Below are 24,495 nucleotides of genomic sequence, written 5' to 3' on the forward strand. Positions count from 1 at the left end.
GATAGTCATGTTAACAATCATCGCCCATATTCACGCCAACACGGATGCGGTTGATCAAGTAAAGTCAGAGCTTCAGAAAATGGTCGCGCCGACGCTCGCGGAAAAGGGCTGTATCGCTTACGATCTGCACCAAAATAACGACGATCCGGCACATTTCTTTTTCTATGAAACATGGGAAACGCGCGATCTATGGCAGGATCATATGAATTCGGCGCACATCGCCGCGTTTAAAGAAGCAACAGAGGGCCTAGTGCGCGAAGTTTCGGTTTTTGAATTGTCCAAGGTTCCGCACAACGGGTGATGTTCCGTTTCTGAAAGGCTAATTATATGTCCGCCACAATTGACGTTTACCACATTCCTGTTTGCCCGTTCTCGCAACGGCTTGAAATCCTGCTCTCGCTCAAAGGACAGAAGGAAGCCGTTAACTTTCACGTGGTGGACATCACCAAGCCGCGCGACGCAAGCCTTCTTGCCAAAACCGATGGCACAACCGCGCTGCCGGTATTGGAAACATCTGATGGCGATATCCTCAAGGAAAGCCTCGTTATCCTGCGGTATATCGACGAAATGTTTGGCGCGCCCATTCGCCAGAAAGATCCGCTCGCCCACGCCGTCGAGAACATGCTCATTGCAAAAGAAGGGCCGTTCACAATGGCCGGATACTTCTTTGTGATGAACCAAGACCAATCGGAGCGGCAAGCGCATCTCGACAAGCTTCTTGGCATCTATCGCGATATCAACACGTTCCTAAACCGACACGCGCCTGAAGGGCCGTTCCTGTTTGAGGACTTCGGATTAGTTGAAGCGGTATTTACCCCGATGTTTATGCGGTTTTGGTTTCTTGAGTATTATGAGGATTTCGCGCTGCCCGATGGACCGGACTATGCCCGTGTGGCTGCGTGGCGTAACGCCTGCCTTGCGCATCCAGCCGCACAGCAGGTCTGCAAAGAAGAAATCGTAAAGCTCTACTTTGATTATGCGCTTGGCTATGGCAACGGGGCGCTGCCAGAAGGACGGAAAGTTTCGAGTTTTGTGTTTGAGCCGGATTGGCCAGAGCGCCCATGGCCGCCACAAGATAAATACACCGCCCGACCAAGCGACGCGGAGCTAGGCCTTTTGCGGTAAAGCTGGAAGCACTTTTCCCCGACATTCGCCAAAGCCGATCCGATACCCCTGCCCTTTTGCATGGCCGCGCAGCGTGAGCGTATCGCCCTCTTCGATAAAACTACGGGTACCGCCATTGATCGAAAAGGGTTCGGCCCCGTTCCAACTGAGTTCGAGCATTGAGCCGCGCGCGCTTTTCGTCGGCCCCGAAATCGTCCCTGATCCGAGCAAATCCCCCGCACGCATCGGACATCCACAGGCGCTATGGTGCGCGAGCTGCTGTGCGGCGGAATAGTAAAGCTCGCTGGCGTTGGTGTTCGCGATGATGGTCTCCGTGCCACCTTCTGGTTGCAGCGCAACTTCAAGCGCGATGTCGTAGGTCATCGGCCCATCATCCTGAAGATGCGGCAAGAGCGGCACCTCTCGTGCGGGCGGTGCGCAGCGGAACGGCTCCAATGCAGCGGACGAGATGATCCATGGGCTGATGCTGGTTGCGGTGGCCTTGCTCTGAAATGGTCCGAGGGGTTGGTATTCCCATGCTTGAATATCGCGCGCGGACCAATCGTTGAGCAGCACATAGCCGAAAATATTCGCGAAAGCCTCCGTTACTGTAAGCGGCCCGTCCGAAGGCTGGCCAACCACCGCACCAAGTTCAAGCTCAATGTCGAACTTAGCGGACGGCGCAAATCGCGGCGCATCATCCTCTAGACTTTTCACCTGCCCCCAAGGGCGGCGCACATCCGTGCCGCTTACAACCACAGATGAGGCACGACCATTGTAGCCGATTGGAATGTGCAGCCAGTTGGGCGGTAGCGCGTTCTCTGCGCCCCGAAACATAGTGCCAACGTTGGTTGCGTGATGGCGACTGGCGTAAAAATCGGTGAATTCGGATACGCGAAATGGCATATGCAAGCGTACGTCGGCCAATGGAATGAGGAAACTCTGGAGCGCGCCCTCTTCTGCGCCTTCGGCAAACAAAGCGGTCAGCGCCACGCGCAGGTCATGCCACGCATCGCAACCAAGCGCCATAAAGTCGTTCCAAACACCAGTCTGCAACGTTCCTTGGAACGCCAAATGCCCTGCCCGTTCCAAGCCCGCAACATCAATCACAAACGCGCCAAGCGCTACGCCGCATCGATGCGTCTCATCGTCGAGCGAAAACACCCCATAGGGCAGATTGTTTAGCGGAAAGTCCGCATCTGGCGCATTTGCGCTCTCAACCCATGATCTAAGAAGCCCGCTCATCGATGCCTATTTCCCTTTGATTGTACCGTCAAAGTGCTTCTCAAGGTCGCTCCAACAATCGATGTAATCCTCCTGAAGCGGCGCCTCTTTGGCGGCGAACTCGGTAAGGTGCTGTGGGAAGCGGGTTTCGAACATGAACGACATGGTGTTGTCGAGCTTTTCGGCCTTTAGGTCCGCGTTACTCGCGCCTTCAAACGCTTGTTTATCGGGGCCATGCGGGAGCATCATGTTGTGCAGGCTCATCCCGCCAGGAATGAAACCCTCGGGCTTCGCGTCGTAGATGCCGTAAATATTTCCCATCAATTCGGACATAACATTCTTATGGTACCACGGCGGGCGGAAGGTATCTTCGGCAACCATCCAGCGCTCGCGGAACAGCACGAAATCGATATTCGCGGTTCCCGCTTGACCAGAGGGCGCGGTAAGCACGGTAAAGATCGAGGGATCGGGGTGATCAAACAACACCGCGCCAACGGGACAATAGGTCCGAAGATCGTATTTGACCGGCGCGTAATTGCCGTGCCACGCAACCACATCAAGCGGAGATTGGTTGATCGCCGTTTCGTGGAATTGCCCGCACCACTTCACGGTCAGGGTCGAGGGCACCTCGCGGTCTTCAAACGCGGCAACGGGGGCTTTGAAATCGCGGCGGTTTGCCATGCAGTTCGCGCCGATTGGCCCCCGCCCCGGAAGCTCGAATTTCTGGCCATAGTTCTCGCAAACAAATCCTCGCGCTGGCCCTTCGACCACTTCAACCCGATAGACCAACCCGCGCGGTAAAATTGCGATCTCCATCGGTTCAAGATCAATGATGCCGAGCTCTGTATAGAACCGAAGTCGCCCCTCCTGTGGAACGACAAGCAATTCGCTGTCAGCCGAGTAGAAATACGCGTCTTCCATGGATTTGGTCACAAGGTAAATGTGGCTCGCCATACCGACCTGCGTGTTCACATCCCCCGCAGTTGTCATCGTGTGCATGCCGGCAATCCACGTGAGGTCGCGCTCTGTGTGTGGCACCGGATTCCAGCGGTATTGGCCAAGAGAGACCACGTCTTCTTTGATGTGTGGCGCTGTTTTCCAATGCGGCACATCAATCTTAGAGTAGCGTGCGGAATGTTTGACCGACGGGCGGATACGATAGCACCACGTGCGCTCGTTCTGATGGCTTGGCGCGGTGAAGGCTGTTCCGGAAAGCTGCTCTGCATAGAGACCATAAGCGCATTTTTGCGGGCTATTCATCCCTTGCGGCAATGCGCCCTTGAGCGCTTCTGTTTCATAATCATTGCCAAAACCGGGCATATATCCGAGCGTTGTGCCGCCGTTCTTTTCTTGGGTGTATTCGCGTTGCGCGGCTTTTGACATTGCACGGCTCCTCTTGGGTGATGACAGCGGATTTGCCCCGCAATCAGCGGTGTCTACAACTTCCCCCAAATATCGTTGCAAATGAAACGATTGTCAATCAAGCCGAAATCGCCAGCCTATCCAACCGGATTAAGCGGAGGCAATGCATCAGTTTTTTCAACGCGCCCGCGCTGTTTTGCATGGTGCTGTACGGCCTTCTGTAAAGATTGCCATGCCGCAGCATCACTCTCTTGGCCGCCGCCATATCGCGCATTCCCAAGTGTTATGAGCGCGCTGTTGATTTGCGGATCACGCATCACTGACTGGCCATCGCTTCGCTCGGACCAGAGCCAGAGTGCCTTTGACACCTCGGAATAGTTGCGATGCTTGATCGCCTGCAACACCTGATCTTTGGCGTAATCTTCCGACGCAAGATAACGCGCTCGTCGTGCCGTCCGGTGCCGTTTGTATCTTTGCCAACCGACAACGACAGTCATCACCACAAGCACCAATGCCGCACCGATCATCGCCACAAGGCCGATCGTCTGTTGGGGCGTTCTCGCGGGCTCTGTGCTGGCAATTGGAGCATCCACAGCAAGGGAACGCCCCTCAAGCGTTGCGGTTTCCACAGCCTCGGTCGAGAGGTTGTACCATGATATCGAAATCTCGGGAGCGCCGCCTTCGCCACCACTTTGCGCAAGATAGGTTGTTGTTTCAACGCGCGTGCCCGAAAGCTCGCCGCGGTCTTCATGTTCAGTCAGTACAGGCTCATTCGGATATTGCGCAATCCCAACGATTTGCTCGTCTGGAATGAACGTCGGCAAGACCATTGGTGGCGTGCCTGTTACCTTGGCAGTCACTTTGCGCTCAACGCTGTCTCCTGCCGAAAGCGGCGCATCTGGGCCGGTATACTCTTGCGTTAGCTCGAGGCTTTCTGCTGCAATGAAGGGTGACAGCCCTTCGGCGCCTTGAGGTATTGTTCCGGCGAACTCAACGCCCTCCATCGTGATGCGATCCTCGCGCGGCGCATTGGTATCGGGGTCGGCCCATGAGATGACAAGCTCCTGCGGCGGGAGCGTATATGTACCTGGAGCAAGCGGTATGATCCGATAGTGGCGGGTCACGCCAGACCATGTTTCACCGTCAACTCGCTCGCTCACCGGCGAGGTCGAGCGCTCTGGCAAACGCACCATCACATCGGGCATTTCCAGTGATGGAAAGACCACAGGGTCCACCATCCAAGTCGGCACCAGAATAGTGACGCGCAGGCTCAGCGGCTGCCCGACAATCGCTTGTGTTTCTTCAAGCTCGACTCTCAACTCAGGTGATTTCGAGGCTGGCTCTTGTGCCTCATCACCCTGTTCGGCCGAAGTTTGATCAGCCGATTCTGTTTCTGTAGAGGGGTTGCTTTGCTGTGGCTTGGAAACAGCCGCATCAGGTTGCGCATCGGTCTGCAGCGCGTTCGTTGTGTCAGATGCGGTATCCGATTGTACCGCGTCAGTCGTATTCTCTGTCGCCTGCCCATTTTCGTTTAGGGGATCGGTAGAGTCTGACGACTCCTGCGCACGAACTTGCGCAGAGAGCATCACTGTAAGCGCAGTAAGTATGGCGAGAATCCGGATCATTCCGCCGCCTCCTCTGTCTCTGCGGGTGGCTCTGATGCCTCATCGCTTTCCTCTGTCGCGCTTGGCTCATCAGCACCACTTGTAGAAGAGTTCCCCGCGCTCACAAGGTCCATCTGAAAGCGAGTTCTGAGGAAATCGGCGGTGTTTGTGTCGACGGTATTCATCCATTGATCCGCAGTCATCGGAGCGCCATCACCTTCGGGTTGGGCGTCGATCTCTGTGTCGGTGCCAACGTTCGCTTCGTTATCGAAAACAACCTCATCCGCGCCGATACCGGTTTCCTCGCCTGTATCAGAGGCCGCGCGTGTTTCCTCGACATAGGTGACAATCTGTTTTGAAACATCAAGGTTATGCTGTGCGTCTGGAAAATCAGGGTCACGCTCCAAGACCGTTTCAAAAGCGCGCACGCCGTCGCGATACTGGCGATTGCGGATATAGGCATGACCGAGTGTAAACGCCGCTTCTGGTGTGTCGAGAGTTTCCAAAACCGCAATAGCTTCTGGATATTGGCCGGATCGAAAGAGCGCATATCCTTGCCAGTATGGATCAGCGAAAGCCTCGGCGGCGGCGGCGAAATCTTTGTTCTGGTAAGCGCGGTATCCTTGTTGATCCGGCGTAAAAAACCAATCCGCAATTCCATCCGCTCGCGCGGTTTGTGGCGGCGCAATCGCCGCAATCGCCAGCACCACAGCCGTCCAGCGCATGGTCCAGCCCAACCGGAACCAGAACAGCGCAACCAGAGCGGCAGGTACGGCAAACCACCAGCCGCGATCTTCCCATGGTTGGCTAGTGTCTTCCAACAGGGCGCGCCGATAGGCAATGGCTGTTATTCGATCAATCTGGGCAACATCGGCGTTGTCAGCGGTCAGCGTGACCGATTGTACACCAGAGGGAGTGCTTCCTGAAAAGGCTGACTGCCCGTCCGGCAGTACCGACAAAACGGTGATTGGAGCGGTGTCAAAATCAGAAACCGCGCTCGCCTCTCCAGCGTTCATCTCATCCGAGACAACAAGGATACTTCCCGGTGTTTCTTCTTCGCCAAGGATTGAACTTGCGATTTCAAGCGCCGCGCCGAGGTCTGCGCCCTCTTGGGGCATCACATCGGGAGAAAGCCCCTCAAGATAGGGCAGCATAACCGACGGATCCTCGGTAAAGGGCATAACGCGGTGGGCCGATCCCGCATAAGCAACAAGCGCCGTACGCGCCCCAGCCCGCAAATCAAGCAAATCGCGAATTTTGAATTTGGCGCGGTCAAGGCGCGTTGGCGCGACATCTTTTTGCTCCATCGACGGCGTGACTTTGAGAACGACAACAAGCGGCCCAGTTTGGGTAAAGAACGGATCAACCTGCCGTGTCCAGCTTGGCCCCGACGCGCCAAGGATCGCAAAGGCAATAACAAGCGCTGAGGTGTCGATCGGCAACACGCGTCCGCGCCGTTCCGCTCCGACCGTCAGCGCATTTCTAAGATGCGGCGCCAAACCTTCGCGCGGCATCTGTGGGCGTGTTGCACGGCGGCGAATGATCCACCAAACGGCCAAAACCGGTAGCAGAGCCAACAACACCATGGGCCGCAGAAAATGGAAGGCCTCAAGCGCGAGTGCGAATTCATCGAGGATCAAACCTATCATGCGTTTGCCCTCGCTTTTCGACGTCCATTCGTCTTAGCAACGATCAGATAAAGCAATGTCGCAAGGCCTATGAGCGCTGCAAGCGCAAGCGCATATCCGGCGAGCGCCTGTCTCGGACGGTGGGTCTGGCGTTCCACAAGGCGTGGGGCCAATTCATCAATCCGCGCATAAACTTCTGTCAGTGCTTCTTGGTCAGACGCAAAATAGCTGTTGCCGCCAGTGCGGGTCGCTATCTCGTCCAATGTGGCAAGGTCGACACGGTTTTCACCTTGGGCATCAGGGTCACCTACACCGATGGTGTGGATTTCCACGCCGCGCGAATTGGCAATTTCGGCAGCATTGATCGGACTCATACTGCTGGCTGTGTCGGAGCCGTCGGAGAGAAGGATCAAAAGGCGCTGCTCCACATCACTTGTTTCAAACGTGCGGATCGCAAGGCCGATGGCGTCGCCGATTACTGTATGCGGCCCTGCCATGCCAACCTCGGTTTGTGCCACGAGATCAGAGATCGTTTTGAGGTCATCGGTCAATGGCGCTTGTAGGAAGGCCCGCGAGCCAAAGACGATTAGTCCGATCCGGTCGCCCTCTCGCGCGGCGATGAACTCCTCCACAACATCCTGAACAGCCGCCAGCCGCTGAACCTTCTCCCCGTCTGGCGTTTCAAAATCGACCTCATCCATGGAGCCGGAAATATCGAGCGCAAGCACCACATCGCGTGCCGACTTTTCAACTGTAACGGGCGCCCCAAGGCGTTCGGGCTGCGCAATCGCAAGAACAAGCAGGCCCCAAACAAGAACGGCCGCAACCATTTGAACCCGTGTGCGGCGCAAGATCACGGCGCCAGCGGCGGCCTCGCTGTCAGCAGCAGAAACCACCCGACGAAAGAATGGAACGCGCAGGGCCGGCGTTTTTTCGCGGTGGGGTGGAAACAGTTTCACAACAAGAAACGGCAGCGGTAAGGCCAATAAAGCCCATGGGAAGGCAAGCGAGATCATGCGCGGGCCTCCGTTCCTTCAGAAATCGGATGGCGCGCTTCTGTCGCGCGATCTGCTTTATGCGTTTTGATCCAACGCTTTACCGTATTCACAAACGCGGGCGACGCCGCGCTCTCTTGCCGGTACGGCGCTTCGGTCAGGGTCGCAGCCGTTGCGGCATCAAATTCAACACCTTTGCCCGTTGCCTCGAGGAAAAGAACCCAGCTCTCGCCCGTAAGCTGCGCCACATCGGTACGTGGGAACGCCGCAAGAGCACATCTACGAACAACCAAGGCGATCTCTGCGGCATCACCATTAGCCTGTTCAATGGCCGCAATGGCTGCACGGCGATAGGCGTTGGCGCGATAATGCTTAAGCCAGCGCCAAAGCGCGATGGCCACGCCAAGCAAAATGGCAGCCGCCAAAACAGCCCAACCCGCAGTTTGCGGCGCCATTGAAATGGGCGGTGGCTCTTGTGGTGGCACAAGCTGATCCAGCAGTTCTATGAGGGATGTGGCCTCTTCGTTCATCGTGGTCCAAGCCCCATCAATCGACGCATCTGGCTTAGGCTGTCCTCGCCTGCGCTTAGCGGTAGTATGGGAACACCAAGGCTGCGTTTCCAATCAAGAACATCTGCGAGCCGTCCCTTCGCCATGTCGCGCAGGCTGCGCTGAACGGTTTGATCGCCCGTATCGATTTCGGCCTGCAAACGACCGTCAGAGATCGCAAGACGAAGGTCCGGTGGCATGTCATCAGCCATCGGGTCAGACACCAGCCCCAACACCAGATCATTATGCTGCGAGATACCGCGGATACGCTTGCGGGTGGTCTCGCTGATGACATCGAAATCCGAGAAGATCAGAATGAGGTGGTTACGCGGCGCGATCCGCGCGACCGCGGTCAAAACATCATCCAGCGAAACCGGCGTTACATTCGGCGCTTCGGCGTGAAGTTGGGCATTTGCGGCCGCAAGGCTTGCGAGGAAGCGGTCAAGAGCGCGGCGGCTGCGCTGCGGACGAATTTCTGCAATGGTCTCGTCACCAAAGACTATGCCGCCCACGCGGTCCCCCTGATCAAGAATACGAAAGGCCGCAAGGGCCGCGCATTCTGCTGCTGTAACCGACTTCATATTGAGGACAGAGCCGAAAAACATCGACATGCGCTGATCGACAACAATAAGCGTCGGGCGGTCACGCTCTTCGGTAAAAACGCGCACATGGGGCTTGCCGGTTCGCGCGGTAACTTTCCAGTCAATCGCGCGGATATCGTCGTTCGGTAGGTAATCACGCAGTTCTTCGAAGTTGAGCCCCCGCCCCCGCATCCGCGAGGCATGCCGACCATTGAGCGCGCTGTTCGCGGGCTGGCGCGGCAGGAAACTCAGCGTTTTTGCGCGGGGTTCAAGCTTTCGCAAATGGGCAAGATCAACCGACACGCGCGGATCAAGTGATTTATCTGGCGCGGGCGATTGGGGGGCCAATCCCGTGCGTATGAGGGCGGCTTTGTCGAACATATGTCCCCCTTAAGTCAGGGCAACTTGAGCCAAAATCTCTGCCACGACCGCATCAGGGGTAATCCCCTCGCCCATGGCTTCATAGCTTAGCCCAAGACGGTGACGGAAGACATTCGCGGCAATGGCGTGAACGTCTTGCGGGTCCACATAGTCGCGCCCTTTGAGCCATGCATGAGTGCGGCTGCATTTATCCAGCGCGAGCGAGGCACGCGGGCTGGCACCAACCTCGATCCACCGCTTCAGATCATCGCCAAAGGCCTCTGGCGTGCGGGTGGCTTGCACGAGATCCGCGAAATAACGTTCGATCGCGTCAGAGACATGGATATTCACAATCTCGCGTCGCGCGGCGAACACGGCCGCTTGCGGGATCGCCGGAAGCGCTTCTTTGGCTGGCTTTGCCTCATTGGCGCTGGCCTCCTCATCGCGCACAAGGCGGATAACCTTTACCTCGTCTTCAACTGGCGGATAGGTGATCAGCACATGCATGAGAAAACGGTCCATCTGCGCTTCAGGCAGCGGGTATGTCCCCTCTTGCTCAATCGGGTTCTGCGTGGCCATGACCATAAAGAGCGGCGGCATCTTGTGGGTTTTGCCCGCGACGGTCACCTGCCGCTCCTCCATCGCCTCAAGCAAAGCGGCTTGCACTTTGGCGGGCGCGCGGTTGATCTCGTCGGCCAACACGATATTCGCAAAGATCGGCCCCGCTTCGAAACGGAATTCAGAGCCCTTATCGCTTTGATAGTAAACTTCTGTCCCTGTAACATCGGACGGGAGGAGATCGGGCGTGAACTGGATACGCGAGAAATCGCATTCGAGGTTTTTGGCAAGCCCCTTGATCGCGCGGGTCTTGGCAAGTCCGGGCAAACCCTCAACCAAGAGGTTGCCGTTGGCCAAAAGCCCGATTACCAACCGTTCGATCACGTCCTTCTGACCAATGATCGTTTGCTCCATCCGTGCGACAAGCTCTAGAATTTCGGATCGGACCTGCGCTGTATCCATCTGGAAAACCTCATGAATTGAGTATGTTCGGGTCGGTTACTGGCGGCACGCTCATGGCGATTGAAAATCTCAGCCACGCGCGTAGTTTCGCCAAACCAACAAATATCTGTCAAACAAAGCTCCGGCGGGCCAATGGCCCACCGGAATGTCTTTTACCCTGTTCGGGATCGGTATGGTTGATACGCTACACTAAACTGGCGCGCATCGCCAGAGCCAATATGGGCTTACTGGGTTACACCGTTAAGCTGCTGTTCAAGCTGCTCTTGGATTTGATCCACAGAGAAACTCGCCGCACGTTGCGATGGCGGGAATTCCTTGAAAGTCTCGAAGAACTTGGAGACTTCAACCTGTGCTGGTGTCAGCAGAAAAACACGATCCATCAGCCAGTCATAGTATGTGTTGGATGTCCGGTCCGCACGCTCATATGGATCAGCGCGAAGATCGAAGATTTTTGGAACTCGCAGAGGAGTGAATGGGTTAGCCCAGATTTCCAATGTGCCTTCGACACGCTGCTCTTGGAATACGATCTTCCAGTTTTCGTAGCGCAGACCAACAATCAAACCATCATCGTTGAAGTAGAAGAACTCTTTACGAGCAGTGTCATCCGCTTCGCCAGTCAGGTATGGAAGCTGGTTATAGCCATCAAGGTGTACATTGTACTCTTTGCCGTTGATAGTTGTTCCTTCAAGCAGACGGTCTTTGATGTCTGTATCGCCAGCAGCAGCAAGCAATGTCGGGAACCAGTCAAGACCAGAGAACAGACCGTTTTTGACCGTGCCGGGCTCAAACTTACCAGGCCACTTGATCATAGCAGGAACGCGGAACGCACCTTCCCAGTTGGTGTTCTTTTCGCTGCGGAACGGCGTTGTTGCCGCATCAGGCCAAGAGTTCTGGTGAGGGCCATTGTCTGTTGAGTACATGACAATCGTGTTGTCCGCGACGCCCATTTCGTCAACAGCATCAAGGATTTGACCGACAATCTTGTCATGCTCGATCATGCCGTCGGCATACTCGGTCAACGCAGTCAGACCAGGTTCGCTCCGGTTCTCTTCCTTCACGTGTGTGCGGAAGTGCATCCGTGTTGTGTTCATCCAAACAAAGAAGGGTTTCCCCTGCTCCACCTGACGCTGCATGAAGTCGATGGCCGCAGCGGACGTTTCTTCGTCAACTGTTTCCATACGCTTCTTGGTCAGAGGACCGGTATCTTCGATTTCGCCATCAGCAGACGAGCGAATAACGCCACGTGGACCGAATTGCTCGCGGAATGCGGGATCAGTTGGATAGTTGAAGTTTTCAGGCTCTTCCTCGGCGTTGAGGTGATATAGGTTGCCGAAAAACTCGTCAAAGCCGTGGGCTGTCGGCAGGAACTCGTCCTTGTCACCAAGGTGGTTCTTACCGAATTGACCAGTTGCGTAACCGAGGTCTTTAAATGCCGCAGCCATTGTAACGTCATCTTCACGCAGACCGATATCTGCGCCAGGAAGACCAACTTTGGACAGACCAGTACGCAGCGTGGACTGACCTGTAATGAATGTCGAACGGCCAGCAGTACAGCTTTGTTCAGCATAATAGTCAGTAAACATAATGCCTTCTTGGGCAATGCTGTCGATGTTAGGTGTTCTATAACCCATCAAGCCGAAGCTATATGCGGAAATATTGGTTTGGCCGATATCGTCACCCCAGATGACGAGAATGTTCGGTTTTGTGCCGTCGGAGGCCGTGTCTTGGGCGTATGCGGGGCCAAATGCGACCGATGCGTAGAGCATCGAAGCGGCGACCTGCACGACCCTCTTTCTATAAAGATTTCGCGGGTCCATACATTTCTCCTTTTGTAAAATAGTCGATACGAATGCCTACATGGTAACTTTAAGCAATCTCATGTCAAACGTTGTATTATCAAAGTTTTGTCAGTGCTCCGATGCGCGCAGTAATCCTATTAAAATAAGGATTATCGGCCAGAACGCTCAATGAATAGCTTGCGCTGAGTGTGCGCATGAGCCTAGCCTCCCCAGCAGGACCGATACATCAGAAAACCTGACCTACCTCTGACGCTGAAGGATATAAAGCGGCGTAAACGGACAAGACCTTTTCGCGCGCCTCACAGGACCATGAGATACGAGACCAGATTTGCGCGAAGCCCTTAAAAGTGTAAAGCTGACAATTAGGGAAACACGTGGCCAGACAATTTTAGGGCCGCTTAGGTAGACGTCGCGCATCAAGCGCTACGCCACGATAAAGCACCACATTAAGGTGCGCACAACTTACGATTTTTGGCCGTATTTTCCGGCGGTTAAGATACGAAAAGCCTGACCAAAAGGCTTCGACCCAACAGAAACGACAGAAACAAAAGGAGGCGATATGACAGAGGAAACACCAGAAGGTGTATCACCCGAGGGCATCCCAAGCCCTGAAGGTGCGACCCATATTATCGACACGGAATATGAAATCGGACAGGACAATGTCGAAGGGGCCGTCGGGCCCTTTGGATTTGACATTCACAATCCGGTTTTCATGATCTCCGGCATCGCCGTTGTTGCGTTTGTATTCTACACGCTGGCGCTGCCCGAACAGTCTGGAGCGTTGTTCAGCTGGCTCTTCAGTACAGTTACAAAAGGGTTCGACTGGTTCTTTATCGGATCGGCAAACCTGTTTGTCATCTTCTGCTTTGTCCTCATCGTTACCCCGTGGGGCAGCGTGCGACTTGGCGGCGTGGATGCAACGCCTGATTATAGCTATATCGGCTGGTTCGCGATGTTGTTTGCCGCGGGCATGGGCATCGGACTGATGTTCTATGGCGTATCTGAACCGATGAGCCATTATTCCTCTTCTATGGGGGGCACAACGGTCGAAAACGGTGTGCGCACCGATTGGGCACCGCTTGGTGCCGCAGCGGGTGATTCTGCGGAGTCCATTCGTCTTGGCATGGCGGCAACGATCTTTCACTGGGGCCTACACCCATGGGCGATCTATGCAGTTGTGGCGCTCGCGCTGGCTTTGTTCTCTTATAACAAGGGCTTGCCGCTTACTATTCGCTCTGCATTTTATCCGATTTTCGGCGATGCTGTTTGGGGCTGGGTTGGACATTGCATTGATATCCTTGCGGTGTTTGCAACGCTGTTTGGCCTCGCTACCTCGCTCGGATTCGGCGCCACACAGGCCAACGCTGGCTTGAACGATCTGTTCGGGCTTCCCATCGGACCAACCACCGAAGTTATCCTGATTTCGCTCATCACTGCGATTGCGCTGATATCTGTGCTTCGTGGGCTTGATGGCGGTGTTAAGGTTTTGTCGGAATGGAACATGGGGCTCGCGTTCCTGCTTCTTGGCTTTGTGCTGTTGGTCGGGCCAACAATCTACCTGATCAAACTCTTCTTCAGCTCTCTTGGCGCCTATCTTACATATCTCCCTGCCCTAGCTAATCCGATCGGGCGTGAAGATGTGAACTTCAGCCAAGGCTGGACATCCTTCTATTGGGCGTGGTGGATCAGCTGGTCGCCTTTCGTGGGCATGTTTATCGCGCGCGTTAGCCGCGGTCGGACGGTGCGGGAATTTGTGATCTGCGTCTTGCTGATCCCATCGCTTGTTTGTGTGCTTTGGATGACGGTGTTTGGCGGCACAGCCTTGTACCAGGTCGTAAACGACGGCTACACCACCGCTCAAGAAGCTCCACTTGAACTCAAGCTGTTCAAGATGCTGGATGTGCTACCTCTTGCAGGCATCACCTCGCTCATCGGCATTGTTCTGGTTGTGGTGTTCTTCGTGACTTCCTCGGACTCCGGCTCACTGGTGATCGATACCATTACAGCAGGCGGCAAGATCGACGCCCCAGTACCACAGCGTGCGTTCTGGTGTGTGTTTGAGGGCGCGGTTGCGATTGTGTTGTTGCTGAGTGTCGGCGGATTGCAGTCGCTGCAATCGATGGTGATCTCGACCGGATTGCCGTTCACGATCGTGCTGCTCCTCATGTGCATCGCGATTATGAAAGGCCTCAACAACGAACGCCGCGCAATGAAACGCGGTTAAAAACAAAAGTGGCAGGCCCTCATCGGCCTGCCGCATCAACGCTTCCCATGTGAAATTATCAAATTCTCCAAAATAGTGCTGTTCGATCTTTTTGGGTGGTCCCCACAATCGACACATCGCATTATTTCAGAACAAATTTTCGCGTCAGGAGCATTTCATGAGCAGCACGTATTTCGCCCCAACCGGCGGTCATCCCGGTCAGGATCAGCTTCTGACCGACCGCGCCGTTTTTACAGAGGCCTATGCGGTTATTCCGAAAGGGACCATGCGCGATATCGTGACAAGCTTCCTGCCGTTCTGGGAAGATACGAGGCTTTGGGTTTTGTCCCGTCCGCTCAGTGGCTTTGCCGAAACTTTCTCGCAATATATCATGGAAGTGCAGCCCGGTGGCGGCTCCAAAACACCGGAAACAGATGCCAAAGCCGAGGGCGTTCTGTTTGTGGTCGAGGGCGAAGCGACGCTGACAATTGACGGGGAGGTTCACACCCTCGTGCCGGGTGGTTATGCGTATCTCCCGCCGTCAACGGACTGGACGCTGTTCAACACAAGCAAGGAAACCCTTCGCTTTCATTGGATCCGCAAGGCATACGAAGCCGTGCCGGGTCTTGATGCGCCTGAGCCGCTAATTCTCAACGAAAACGACATCGCGCCAACCCCGATGCCCGGAACAGACGGGAAATGGGCCACGACCCGCTTCGTTGATCCAAACGACTTGCGCCATGACATGCACGTGACTGTCGTAACCTTTGAGCCGGGTGCGGTGATCCCCTTCCTTGAGACTCATGTTATGGAACACGGGCTTTATGTACTTGAGGGCAAGGCAGTCTACCGCCTCAATAACGATTGGGTCGAGGTTGAGGCTGGGGATTACATGTGGCTACGCGCATTTTGCCCACAAGCGTGCTACGCGGGCGGTCCGGGTAAGTTCCGCTATCTGCTCTACAAAGATGTAAACCGCCATATGAAGCTTGGCTAAGAGCGCGCTCAGGCGGCCTCACCCTTAAGCGGTTCCGCCAATTGCCTTGGTTAGGTCGCGCGCTGCACTCGTAACCGCGACCGACAATCTTTCTACATCCTCAAGGGTGATCCGGCTGGTCGGCCCCGACACCGAAACGCCCGCGATTGCTTCCTCATTGGCATCGAAAACGGGCGCTGCGATACAGCGCATTCCGATGTTTTTCTCTTCGTTGTCAAAGGAAAATCCTCGCGCACGAATACGCTCGAGGTTTTGGCGAAGGGCAGCTTCTTCTGTAATTGAATGCTCGGTGAATGCAGTGAGCTCTTCGCGGGAAAAGAACCGCGATAGGCGCTCCTCATCCATCTGCGCGAGCAGCACTTTACCAATGCCTGACGAGTGCATCGGCGATAACGTCCCTGGCGGAAAGAACGCACGAATACTTGCATGCGTCTCTACCTGACTGAGGAATAGAACCGCGCCGTTTTTCTCTGCCCCGAGGTTGGCCGTCTCGCCCGTAGCTTCCATCAAACGCCGCAAGATCGGGCGCGCCCGCTCCACAAGGCTGGTTTGCCGCAGAAACCGCGCACCGATCACAAAGGCGCGCGCTCCAATCCGCCAGATTTGCTCTCCTGCATCAAATTCCACAAGACCCCGCCCCTCCAGCGTAACAAGAATACGGTAAACCGTTGCAGGGGATTGATCCGTCTCACTGGCGATCACTGAAAGAGGCTCGCCTTGTGTCTCGCTCAGATACTCAAACACCGCCATCGCGCGATCCAGAGATTTGATCGTGTTCTGAGCGGTTTTGTCGTTCCAATCGCGTGGGCGTCCTCTGGATTTTCGGCCAGAAGGCTCATTTTCATGATTTTCCATAAGAAGCCTCAAATTTGATGTGAAATCCTAATTCACTATATGAAAAATATAACCCATTCACAATATTCAATTTTTCCAATCCTTAGCGTTTTGAAATCATTTTTCAAAAAAATTTCATCCGCGCGGCCCTGCCCTTAAGGTGGACCCAACGATCGAAGGAGATACGCCATGAGCTTTCAAAATCCTGTTTTCATTCCGGGGCCAACCAATATCCCCGAGCATCTGCGCAAAGCCTGCGACATGCCGACAATCGACCACCGTTCACCATTGTTCGGGCAAATTTTGCATCCGGCGCGCGAAGGTGTGCGCAAGGTATTGAAAAGCGACAACGCGGAAGTCTTTATCTTTCCGTCCACTGGAACTGGAGGTTGGGAAACCGCACTTACCAACACGCTTTCTGCGGGCGACAAAATACTCGCGGCACGCAACGGCATGTTCAGCCATCGCTGGATCGACATGTGCCAGCGCCATGAGTTGAACGTTGAGATCGTCGAAACCCAATGGGGCGACGGGCTTCCCGCTGATCGCTACGAAGAAATCCTGACAGCGGACAAAAGCCATGAGATCAAGGCTGTTCTTGCCACCCACAATGAAACCGCAACTGGCGTAAAATCCGACATTGCCGCCGTGCGCCGCGCACTTGATGCGGCGGGTCATCCGGCGCTGCTTTTTGTGGACGGGGTATCCTCGATTGCCTCGATGGACTTCCGCTTTGACGAATGGGGCGTGGATGTTGCGGTTACCGGCTCGCAAAAAGGGTTCATGCTCTCTGCTGGGCTCGCAATTGTCGGCTTTAGCGCCAAGGCAATGGAAGCAACCAAAACCGGCTCCCTGCCCCGTACATTCTTTGATGTGCATGACATGGCGAAGGGCTACGCGAACAATGCCTACCCCTATACGCCAGCAGTTGGTTTGCTCAATGGCCTGAATGAATCTTGCAAAATGTTGTTGGATGAGGGGCTTGAAAACGTCTTTGCCCGTCACACGCGTATTGCCGAGGGTGTTCGCGCCGCTGTCGGCGCTTGGGGGCTGGACCTCTGCGCAACGAGCCCTGATGTTTACTCCGACACAGTAAGCGCCATTCGCACGCCCGAAGGCTTCAATGCCACAGATATTGTCACCCATGCTGCCGACAAATACGGTGTCGCCTTTGGCGTTGGTTTGGGCGAAGTTGCGGGCAAAGTGTTCCGCATTGGCCACCTTGGCAGCCTAACAGATGTGATGGCACTTTCTGGTATCGCGACCGCGGAAATGTGCATGGCCGACCTCGGCCTTGATATCCAACTTGGCTCTGGCGTTGCTGCGGCGCAGGACTATTACCGTGGTCACGCGCTAGCTTCTCAAAAAGATGCCGCGTGATGAAGGACACAGCAACTATGATCCCAACCTATGAGGATATGCTCGCTGCGCATGAACGGATCGCGCCCTATATCCGCCGCACACCCGTGCGGACATCGGATTACCTCAACGAATTGAGTGGCGCAGATCTATTCTTTAAGTGCGAGAACTTTCAGGAACCTGGTGCCTTTAAGGTTCGTGGCGCGAGTAATGCTGTTTTCGGGCTTAGTGATGCACAGGCTGAAAAAGGTGTGGCGACCCACTCGTCGGGCAACCACGCGTCTTGCCTGAGCTATGCGGCCATGAAACGCGGCATTCCCTGCAACGTTGTGATGCCGCGCACTGCCCCACAGGCAAAGAAAGACACCGTGCGCCGTTATGGTGGTGTGATTACCGAATGCGAACCGTCGACATCCTCAAGGGAAGCGACGTTTGCCGAGGTGCAGGCCAAAACTGGCGGTGATTTCGTCCACCCCTACAACGATCCCCGAGTGATCGCAGGGCAAGGCACCTGTGCACGTGAATTCATGGAGCAAACCGACGGGCTAGACGCAGTTGTCGCGCCGATCGGGGGTGGCGGCATGATCTCCGGCACATGCCTGACGCTGGCAACACTGGCTTCAGAAACGCAGGTCATCGCCGCAGAGCCGGAACAGGCCGACGACGCCTATCGCAGCTTCAAGGCAGGGCACATCATCGCCGATGACGCGCCCAAAACCATTGCCGACGGGCTGCTTGTGCCGCTCAAGGATTTAACGTGGCATTTCGTTTCAAACCACGTCAGTGAGATTTACACCGCGAGCGAGCAAGAGATCATCGACGCGATGAAGCTCATCTGGAAGCACCTGCGGATCGTGATGGAACCGTCAAGCGCCGTTCCGCTTGCCACCATCCTGAAGAACCCCGATGCGTTTAAAGGCAAGCGCGTTGGCATTATCATCACCGGCGGCAATGTCGATCTCGACCGCCTGCCATGGGTAAACGGCTAGACCCACAAGAGGACAATGGGAATGAAAGATATGAACACTTTGGACGCATATGAAGTTGGCTATGACATTCCGGCGAAACCGGGTATGGCCGAAAGTGACATCCAGACACCCGCGCTTGTACTGGACCTCGACGCTCTGGAGCGCAACGTCAAGAAGATGGGCGACTATGCGAAGGCCCACGGAATGCGCCACCGCGTTCACGGGAAAATGCACAAATCCGTAGATGTGGCAAAGCTTCAGGAAGAGTTGGGCGGCGCAGTAGGTGTATGCTGTCAGAAGGTATCCGAGGCCGAGGTGTTCGCCCGTGGTGGCATCAAGGATATTCTTGTGTCCAACCAAGTCCGCGACCCCGCCAAGATCGACCGCCTCGCCCGCCTGCCGCTTTTGGGCGCACGCACGATTGTTTGTGTCGATGATATCGAGAACGTTGCCGATCTTTCAGCTGCAGCAAAGGAACACGGCACCGAGCTTGAGGTTTTTGTTGAAATCGACTGTGGCGCTGGCCGCTGCGGCGTCACAACAACGCCCGCAGTTGTCGACATTGCCAAAGCTGTTGAAGCCGCCGACAACCTCAAGTTCTCCGGCATTCAGGCCTATCAGGGCGCGATGCAGCATCTAGATAGCTATGAGGCCCGCAAGGAAAAACTCGACACTGCAATTGCGATGGTTCAAGACGCCGTGGACGGGCTGAAGGCCGAGGGTATCGACTGTGATCTCGTATCCGGCGGCGGCACTGGCTCCTACTATTTCGAGTCCAACTCCGGCGTCTATAACGAGCTGCAATGCGGCTCCTATGCCTTCATGGACGCCGATTATGGCCGCATCCTCGACAAAGACGGCAAGCGGATCGACCAAGGCGAATGGGAGAACGCATTCTTCATTCTGACTTCGGTCATGTCCCATGCGAAGGCGGACAAAGCCATCGTTGATGCCGGCCTTAAGGCGCAATCCGTCGATAGCGGGCTGCCTGTGATCTATGGCCGCGATGACGTGGAATATGTCAAATGCTCCGATGAGCACGGCGTTGTTGCTGATCCGAACGGCGCTCTGAAGGTAAACGACAAGCTTCGCCTCGTCCCGGGCCACTGTGATCCGACTGCGAACGTTCATGACTGGTACGTGGGTGTGCGCAACGGAAAGGTCGAGGTCGTTTGGCCCGTATCGGCCCGCGGTCGCGCATACTAATCCCAACACAACCACCCCGCCCCGCGCTTGCTGGCCCACCCAATTGTGCGGGGCGGTTTAAAACTCACGAAACGAGGCACGTTGATGTATATTGTTCCAGAGCGCGAAATCGCCAATCTCATGACCCGCGAAGCCGCCTTTGACGCGGTTGAAAAGGTCTTTGCCGCCATGGCCACAGGCGACGCATATAACTTTCCCGTTGTGCGTGAAGCAATCGGCCATGAAGATGCGCTTTACGGGTTCAAGGGCGGGTTTGACCGCGCGGGGCTTACACTCGGACTCAAGGCGGGCGGCTACTGGCCAAACAACCTTGAAAAACGTGACATCATCAACCACCAATCGACTGTCTTTCTCTTTGATCCGGACACGGGCAAAGCCAAGGCAATGGTCGGCGGCAACCTTCTCACGGCGCTGCGGACGGCTGCGGCCTCGTCGGTTTCGATCAAACATCTTGCCCGCAAGGACGCGAAAACAATCGGTATGATCGGCGCGGGTCATCAGGCGACATTCCAACTGCGCGCTGCTCTTGAACAGCGCGACTTTGAAAAGGTGATCGGCTGGAACTATCATCCGGAAATGCTTCCAAACATTGAGAAAATCGCCAATGAAGCAGGACTACCATTTGAGGCCGTTTCCCTTGAAGAAATGCAGGACGCAGATGTGATTATCTCGATTACATCTGCCTTCGCGCCCTCGTTGATGGCGGAGCATGTTTCACCCGGAACGCATCTCGCATGTATGGGCACTGACACCAAAGGAAAGCAGGAAGTCGAAGCTGCACTCCTCGCAAAATCGCGCGTCTTTACCGACGAGGTTGCGCAATCCATCTCTATTGGCGAGGCACAGCACGCCGTGGCCGAGGGGCTTATCAAAGAAGCCGATATCGCGCAAATCGGCGCCGTTATTAATGGTACAAACCCCGGTCGGACTTCGGCGGAGGATATCACGCTCTTTGACGGCACGGGTGTCGGCTTACAGGACCTCGCAGTTGCGGCCTCTGTCGTCGAACTGGCGATCAAACAGGGGATTGCCATTGAGGTCGATTTCTGACACCGATTGGCGGCCTGAATTTCTGATTTTCAAGGCGGGCTGTACCGGATTTCGGTGCAGCCTTTTCTTGGCCACTTGCGGAGCGAGCAATGCGCAAACCAATTCGCGTTTTCATCAACGGGTTCGGACGGATCGGACGGACATTGCTGCGGCAAATCCTCTCGGATCAGCAGGGGCGCGGCATTGAGGTTGTCGGCATCAATGATATCGCCCCGCTTGAAACCTGTGCCTATCTCTTCCGCTATGACAGCGTCTTTGGCCCCTACCCAACTGCGGTTGAAGCCGCAAACAAGACGCTCAAGATTGGCAGCCTTTCTGTTCCGTTTCACAATACCACGAGCCTTGCCGACATTGATCTAACGGGCGTTGATGTTGTGCTGGAATGCACAGGCAAGGCCAAAGATCGCGAAACCGCAGAGGCAGGCCTTTCTGCTGGTGCGCGCAACGTTCTTATTTCCGGCCCCTCGCCCGTGGCGGATCAAACCATCGTACTTGGCGCAAACGATCAGACACTCGGCGATGGAAAAATCATCTCCAACGCCTCCTGCACCACGAATGCCATCGCTCCCCTTCTGCGTACTGTGCAAGATTCCATCGGCTTTACCCACGCCCATATCACCACCATCCATTGCTATACCGGCAGCCAACCAACCGTTGATCAACCTGGCGCAACATTGGAACGCAGCCGTGCGGCGGCGGTTTCGATGGTTCCAACCTCAACCAGCGCAGCAAGTCAGATCGCACATGTTCTCCCAGAATTCGACGGCCGTCTGAGCGTTTCGGCGGTTCGGGTGCCGACAATTTCGGTATCTGCGGTTGATGCCGTATTTCAAGTCAATGCGCGTCCAGGGGCCCCGATTGAAGACGTCCTTCAGGAGCTTTTCGGCGCTCATCCGCAAATCGGCCTAACCAACGATGCCTGTGTGTCATCCGACTTCCGTGCACGGCCGGAATCTCTCGTCCTATCGCTACGGGAAACCCAAGCCGTCGGGCAAAAGCAACTGCGGCTTTTCGGCTGGTACGATAACGAATGGGGTTTTTCAGCACGGATGCTTGATATGGCCGAACGCTTGGCGGCGCGGGTCTAGGCCGCTTCTATTTCACACCATCGCGGCTCGCATAAGAGCCATGCCGCGTTGTGCAACGAAATCCACAAGCAAGCGAACCTTTGGATCTTGCAACTTCTTGTGCGGATAGAGACAGCCAAAGATCGAAGGCATCGGGCGGTTTTCTGGCAAGACTTCAACAAGTTCGCCGCGCGCGAGATGCGCTGCGACCTCAAACAGCGGCTTGTTCACAATCCCGCGTCCGTCCAGTGCCCAGTTGAGCAACACATCGCTGTCGTCGGCATCGTACTTTCCCGACACCTCAAATTTACGCGGCCCGTCCGGAGTATTCAGTGTCCAGAAATATTCGGGCGAACGCGGATACCGCAGCAAGAGGCAATTGTGCCCTTGCAACAAATCCTCTGGAACCTGCGGCGCTTCCATTTTGGCGAGGTAATCAGGCGCAGCGCAAAGAACCCGCTCGCAATCAGCAATCTTGCGCATCTTGAGGCTGGAATCATGAGGCGTGCCAACGAAAAACGCGAGGTCCAACCCATCGGCCAAAATATCGACTTTGCGATCTGACATCCGCAGGCGCACTTCTATATCGGGATGTTCCTCCACGAATTCTGGCACAAGCGGCGCAATAATCCTGCGCCCAACCGCCAGTGGAGACGTCATCCGAATGGTGCCGCGCGGGGCGCCGGAATATTGCGCAATAACAGTTTCGGCCTGCCCGACAGCATCAAGAATACGCAAGGCTTCTCCATAAAACTGCTGACCAACCTCAGTTGGCGTCAACGAGCGCGTCGTCCGATTGAAAAGTCGCACACCAAGGTGCGTTTCCAACTCTTTGATCCGTTTGCTCGCAACCGCTGGCGTCAAACGCAGATCGCGCCCGCCCGACGTTATACTGCCAAGTTCCACAACGCGGCAGAATACGCGGAGGCTTTCCAGATAGGCCATTTTGTGTCCTTAGTTGATGCAATGCGAGGTAGCTAGCATATCCAGAGACCTGTTATTTTCAACAATTCGTTGATAGTATTTCTCAATACCGATCATTTTTGCGAGCAGTCATTCGCACTAAACTCACAGAAGCTCCCCTTCGGCAGCAGATTCGAGAGGCCCTATGACCCATCAGACCGCCATCCGCTTTCTTCTTAACGGAGAGGAAAAGACCCTCACCGATGTGAAGGCAACGCAAACGCTATTGGATTATCTGCGGATCGAGCAGCGTCTGACCGGCACCAAGGAGGGCTGCGCTGAAGGTGACTGTGGAGCGTGCACGGTACTTGTCGGGCGGCTTTATAACGGGGCACTTCGGTATGAGACCGTCAATGCTTGCATCCGGTTTCTTGCCTCGTTGAACGGTTGTCATATCGTCACAATCGAACACCTGAGCGGGCCAAACGGGCGTTTGCATCCGGTACAGGAAGCGATGGTCGAGCATCACGGAAGCCAGTGCGGTTTCTGTACGCCGGGGTTTGTTATGTCGCTCTATGCGCTTTGGATGGAGAAGCCACAGCCAACTGAAACAGAAGTTGAAACCGCGCTTCAAGGCAATCTTTGCCGCTGCACGGGATATGAGCCAATCATCAAGGCCGCCCTTGCGGTCAATGAGTATGGCACGCCAGCACATGATTATCTGAATGCGGAGCGTGAAAACCTTCTTGCACAACTCGGCGCTCTTCAGCCCGAGGGCCGCATCGAAACTGGCCCCGCTGATGACCGCGCAATCCTTCCGCATACGACCGAAGATCTTGCACAGGTTCTGGCTGACAATCCAAAAGCCACCATTGTTGCCGGTTCAACCGACGTGGGGTTATGGGTGACGAAGTTCATGCGCCCGATTTCACCCGTGGTTTTCGTGAACCATCTCGAAGATCTCAAAGCAATTGAGACAACCGAAGACGCGCTATCCATTGGCGCGGGCGTGACATATAGCGAATGCGAAGCCGCCATTTCCGCCGCCTTCCCGCACCTTGAAGAGTATTGGAACCGCATTGCGGGCTGGCAGGTTCGCAACATGGGTACCATCGGCGGCAATATCGCCAACGGCTCCCCAATTGGCGACACACCCCCCGTCCTGATCTCGCTTGGTGCCGAAGTTACGCTACAAAGCACCAAAGGCCGTCGCACACTTCCGCTTGAGGCATTCTTCATCGACTACGGCAAACAGGACCGCGCGCCAGAAGAGTTTGTTGCTTCAATCCGCATACCGCTGCCTAGCGAAGGACAGATCGATGCAGCCTATAAGGTTTCGAAACGCCGCGACGAGGATATCTCTGCGGTGGCGGCCGGGTTCTCTGTTGTGGTCGAAAATGGTAAGATCACCTCAGTCAACCTTGCCTTTGGCGGTATGGCAGCGACGCCAAAACGCGCCGCAAAGGCCGAAGCGGCCCTTGTTGGAAACCGTTGGTGCTCAGAGGCATTCGAGCACGCCGCAGACGCGATTGCAGAGGATTTCACCCCGCTGAGTGACTGGCGCGCATCTGCAGATTACCGCGCGCGCGTCGCGGGCAACCTGCTGCGCCGCTTCTATCTTGAACACGACAACAGCCAAGGTTCGGACGCTGACATGCCCGTACGCTTGGCCGTTTGAAGGGA

General features: G+C 55.5%; 21 protein-coding genes and 1 pseudogene. 10 read left to right on the plus strand and 12 right to left on the minus strand.

Annotation, left to right across the window (positions count from 1 at the left end):
* The first annotated feature begins 7 nt into the window (after nucleotides 1–7).
* Together N9C89_RS08065 and N9C89_RS08070 are read left to right on the plus strand one after the other, a co-directional pair.
* Nucleotides 8–301 (plus strand): putative quinol monooxygenase, encoded by a 294-nt coding sequence (locus N9C89_RS08065; protein WP_263953374.1) that lies wholly within the window; start codon nucleotides 8–10, stop codon nucleotides 299–301.
* A gap of 26 nt (nucleotides 302–327) precedes the next feature.
* Nucleotides 328–1,125: a glutathione S-transferase family protein gene (locus N9C89_RS08070; RefSeq protein WP_263953375.1), complete on the plus strand. Its 798-nt coding sequence runs from the start codon at nucleotides 328–330 to the stop codon at nucleotides 1,123–1,125.
* Here the strand turns inward: N9C89_RS08070 and fahA are convergent.
* The 10 genes and pseudogenes from fahA to N9C89_RS08115 form a co-directional block, all read right to left on the minus strand.
* The gene (gene fahA / locus N9C89_RS08075) at nucleotides 1,108–2,349 is read right to left on the minus strand and encodes a fumarylacetoacetase (RefSeq protein ID WP_263953376.1); all 1,242 of its coding nucleotides are present in this window, start codon (nucleotides 2,347–2,349) and stop codon (nucleotides 1,108–1,110) included. The two genes, N9C89_RS08070 and fahA, sit on opposite strands and share 18 nt — an antisense overlap.
* Nucleotides 2,350–2,355: 6 nt before the next feature.
* The gene (gene hmgA / locus N9C89_RS08080) at nucleotides 2,356–3,711 is read right to left on the minus strand and encodes a homogentisate 1,2-dioxygenase (protein ID WP_263953377.1); all 1,356 of its coding nucleotides are present in this window, start codon (nucleotides 3,709–3,711) and stop codon (nucleotides 2,356–2,358) included.
* Between the two features lie 116 nt (nucleotides 3,712–3,827).
* Nucleotides 3,828–5,315 (minus strand): hypothetical protein, encoded by a 1,488-nt coding sequence (locus N9C89_RS08085; protein WP_263953378.1) that lies wholly within the window; start codon nucleotides 5,313–5,315, stop codon nucleotides 3,828–3,830.
* Nucleotides 5,312–5,800 carry a tetratricopeptide repeat protein gene (locus N9C89_RS16170; RefSeq protein ID WP_394358505.1) on the minus strand — a complete coding sequence of 163 codons (489 nt, stop codon included), beginning with the start codon at nucleotides 5,798–5,800 and terminating at the stop codon, nucleotides 5,312–5,314. Before N9C89_RS16170 ends, N9C89_RS08085 begins: the two co-directional genes overlap by 4 nt.
* A 522-nt stretch (nucleotides 5,801–6,322) precedes the next feature.
* Nucleotides 6,323–6,943: pseudogene (locus tag N9C89_RS16175) on the minus strand (vWA domain-containing protein); the annotation flags it as partial.
* The gene (locus N9C89_RS08095) at nucleotides 6,940–7,938 is read right to left on the minus strand and encodes a VWA domain-containing protein (protein ID WP_263953380.1); all 999 of its coding nucleotides are present in this window, start codon (nucleotides 7,936–7,938) and stop codon (nucleotides 6,940–6,942) included. The pseudogene N9C89_RS16175 and the gene N9C89_RS08095, both read right to left, overlap by 4 nt.
* Entirely contained in the window at nucleotides 7,935–8,447 is a 513-nt protein-coding gene (locus N9C89_RS08100; protein WP_263953381.1) for a DUF4381 domain-containing protein, read from the minus strand. Before N9C89_RS08100 ends, N9C89_RS08095 begins: the two co-directional genes overlap by 4 nt.
* Complete coding sequence (locus tag N9C89_RS08105; RefSeq protein ID WP_263953382.1) at nucleotides 8,444–9,427, minus strand: DUF58 domain-containing protein; 984 nt, start codon at nucleotides 9,425–9,427, stop codon at nucleotides 8,444–8,446. Before N9C89_RS08105 ends, N9C89_RS08100 begins: the two co-directional genes overlap by 4 nt.
* 9 nt (nucleotides 9,428–9,436) lie before the next feature.
* On the minus strand, nucleotides 9,437–10,426 hold the full coding sequence (locus tag N9C89_RS08110) for an AAA family ATPase (protein ID WP_263953383.1): 990 nt from the start codon (nucleotides 10,424–10,426) through the stop codon (nucleotides 9,437–9,439).
* A gap of 224 nt (nucleotides 10,427–10,650) precedes the next feature.
* Nucleotides 10,651–12,243, minus strand: coding sequence for an arylsulfatase (locus N9C89_RS08115; RefSeq protein WP_263953384.1), 1,593 nt, complete (start codon nucleotides 12,241–12,243; stop codon nucleotides 10,651–10,653).
* 541 nt (nucleotides 12,244–12,784) lie between these two features.
* On the opposite strand from N9C89_RS08115, the gene N9C89_RS08120 reads away from it, so the two are divergent.
* On the plus strand, nucleotides 12,785–14,449 hold the full coding sequence (locus N9C89_RS08120; RefSeq protein WP_263953385.1) for a BCCT family transporter: 1,665 nt from the start codon (nucleotides 12,785–12,787) through the stop codon (nucleotides 14,447–14,449).
* Between the two features lie 157 nt (nucleotides 14,450–14,606).
* Complete coding sequence (locus tag N9C89_RS08125; RefSeq protein WP_263953386.1) at nucleotides 14,607–15,425, plus strand: bifunctional allantoicase/(S)-ureidoglycine aminohydrolase; 819 nt, start codon at nucleotides 14,607–14,609, stop codon at nucleotides 15,423–15,425.
* A gap of 24 nt (nucleotides 15,426–15,449) precedes the next feature.
* Here the strand turns inward: N9C89_RS08125 and bhcR are convergent, their stop codons facing one another.
* Complete coding sequence (gene bhcR, locus N9C89_RS08130) at nucleotides 15,450–16,280, minus strand: HTH-type transcriptional regulator BhcR (RefSeq protein WP_263953387.1); 831 nt, start codon at nucleotides 16,278–16,280, stop codon at nucleotides 15,450–15,452.
* Nucleotides 16,281–16,448: 168 nt separating this feature from the next.
* Here bhcR and bhcA point away from each other — a divergent pair, with 168 nt between their 5' ends.
* The 5 genes from bhcA to N9C89_RS08155 all read left to right on the plus strand — a co-directional run bounded on the left by bhcA (nucleotide 16,449) and on the right by N9C89_RS08155 (nucleotide 21,930).
* Nucleotides 16,449–17,639 (plus strand): L-aspartate--glyoxylate aminotransferase BhcA, encoded by a 1,191-nt coding sequence (bhcA, locus tag N9C89_RS08135; protein ID WP_263953388.1) that lies wholly within the window; start codon nucleotides 16,449–16,451, stop codon nucleotides 17,637–17,639.
* Nucleotides 17,639–18,607, plus strand: a complete 969-nt coding sequence (bhcB, locus tag N9C89_RS08140) for a beta-hydroxyaspartate dehydratase BhcB (protein WP_263953389.1) — start codon at nucleotides 17,639–17,641, stop codon at nucleotides 18,605–18,607. Before bhcA ends, bhcB begins: the two co-directional genes overlap by 1 nt.
* Before the next feature lie 21 nt (nucleotides 18,608–18,628).
* Entirely contained in the window at nucleotides 18,629–19,792 is a 1,164-nt protein-coding gene (gene bhcC, locus N9C89_RS08145; RefSeq protein WP_263953390.1) for a 3-hydroxy-D-aspartate aldolase BhcC, read from the plus strand.
* 84 nt (nucleotides 19,793–19,876) lie between these two features.
* On the plus strand, nucleotides 19,877–20,842 hold the full coding sequence (bhcD, locus tag N9C89_RS08150; protein WP_263953391.1) for an iminosuccinate reductase BhcD: 966 nt from the start codon (nucleotides 19,877–19,879) through the stop codon (nucleotides 20,840–20,842).
* A gap of 89 nt (nucleotides 20,843–20,931) precedes the next feature.
* Nucleotides 20,932–21,930, plus strand: a complete 999-nt coding sequence (locus N9C89_RS08155; RefSeq protein WP_263953392.1) for a type I glyceraldehyde-3-phosphate dehydrogenase — start codon at nucleotides 20,932–20,934, stop codon at nucleotides 21,928–21,930.
* A 12-nt stretch (nucleotides 21,931–21,942) separates the two neighbouring features.
* Here the strand turns inward: N9C89_RS08155 and N9C89_RS08160 are convergent, their stop codons facing one another.
* A complete protein-coding gene (locus N9C89_RS08160; RefSeq protein WP_263953393.1) occupies nucleotides 21,943–22,854 on the minus strand; it encodes a LysR family transcriptional regulator in 912 nt (303 codons plus the stop codon).
* A 163-nt stretch (nucleotides 22,855–23,017) separates the two neighbouring features.
* Between N9C89_RS08160 and xdhA the strand changes: the two genes are divergently transcribed.
* Nucleotides 23,018–24,490 (plus strand): xanthine dehydrogenase small subunit, encoded by a 1,473-nt coding sequence (gene xdhA, locus N9C89_RS08165; protein ID WP_263953394.1) that lies wholly within the window; start codon nucleotides 23,018–23,020, stop codon nucleotides 24,488–24,490.
* Nucleotides 24,491–24,495: the final 5 nt, after the last annotated feature.

The organism is Halocynthiibacter sp. SDUM655004, assembly GCF_026015885.1.
Lineage (GTDB): Bacteria > Pseudomonadota > Alphaproteobacteria > Rhodobacterales > Rhodobacteraceae > Falsihalocynthiibacter > Falsihalocynthiibacter halioticoli.